The 1,365-nt window shown below is 37.7% G+C and carries 2 protein-coding genes; both read right to left on the reverse strand.

Going from position 1 to position 1,365, the window contains the following annotated elements; genetic code table 11:
- Positions 1–225: 225 nt before the first annotated feature.
- The gene (locus ACWATR_RS40050; protein ID WP_289794691.1) at positions 226–444 is read right to left on the reverse strand and encodes a hypothetical protein; all 219 of its coding nucleotides are present in this window, start codon (positions 442–444) and stop codon (positions 226–228) included.
- 29 nt (positions 445–473) lie between these two features.
- A complete protein-coding gene (locus tag ACWATR_RS40055; protein ID WP_289794692.1) occupies positions 474–1,220 on the reverse strand; it encodes a hypothetical protein in 747 nt (248 codons plus the stop codon).
- Positions 1,221–1,365: the final 145 nt, after the last annotated feature.

The following is a 1,365-nucleotide window of genomic DNA, read 5'->3' on the forward strand; positions in this document are numbered from 1 at the left end:
CGGCGGACGAGTTCGGCTTGTAGTTCTCTGGGAGAGTAGGTATTTTTTTCCCATTCTTTCCCTAGAGGACGTTTACCAAAGGTAGGGACGATTCGCCATTCTTCGGGTAAGTTGTCAAGCGAAGATACCAAATGACGGATTTGGGCGTGCATGAATTCATGTGGCTAATTATTTCGATAATTCATGCACAGCTGCGTTAGTGAGTGTGGTGGTTTGATATTATGATTACGGTGCTAACTGATGGCCTGCTTCAACTAGCTTGGCAAGGGTATTTTGGTCAAACGCCTTTATGCCAGATACAAATTGTTGCCACTGCTGCCATTTCTCCTTTGAGTAAGCATGATTGGGGTCAAAGTTGCAGACTTCACAGAATTTATGAAAGTCAGCATTCCAATGAAACGTGCAAATGCCTGTTATTAAATAACTGATTTGTTGGTCGCTCATGAGTGATATTTTAGCTTCTGATTTCTGTTTTAAGCCAACCTTTGGTTAAGTGCATTTTCGACTTGATAAGTTCCAAGAGTACAGTTTGTATTGAAGGGAAACGTAGGAAATTCAAGATAATTATTCATGGTTTTTGTTACCTTGCACAGTACCATTATCCCGTCCCTACCCTTTTTTTCTTGATTGTGATAGTAGCTGATAACCTCAAACTCATTGTTACCAGCTTCAAATCTGCTTCCTACATATTGGGAGATAGCGTTTTTCCAATCTGGCTGCCAGAGCATGAGTGTATCTATTGCCATTGCTCTAATAACCGGGTTATCTACTTTAAGAAGGATATCTGGTAAGTAATGGCATTGTTTGGCAATTACCTCTCGTGCGTAATTTATTAGCCAATACTCGGCTTCTTTTAAGAGAGCTTTTGATTCGAGATTTTGGCACACTTCATCGTAAACTTTAGACATTAAATATGCCCTTTGTTCAAAAACCATCCCATTAGTTCGTAATTTTAAGTCTGATGGATAATTAATCATCAAATCAGCAAGCTCCTCACTGATTTGAGGGAGAGTATATTTTTCATTGTCTTGCTCTTTGGGATGGGATATTTTTACTTCATATCCTAGATTTACAGCATGATTGATAATAAAATCGATGCTATTAGACTCAACAAAATCTCCTAACTTAAAATCTGTTTCTAGGAGGATATCTGTTGGTGCATGGAGAATTTGAAACCGTTTAGGGTTTTGACTTGAATCGGCTAATAGTTCGATGTACATTGCTTATTATCACAAACTTTCATAAATCTTGTGCGTAAGCGATGTATGTGGTTTAATTACTGAAAAGATAATCCTACCCATCTTGGGTAGGATTATCTTAATTATTGATTAATGATTTTTGTTTGTGTCGAATTGATTATTTCCT

It is taken from the genome of Nostoc sp. UIC 10890 (assembly GCF_054786515.1).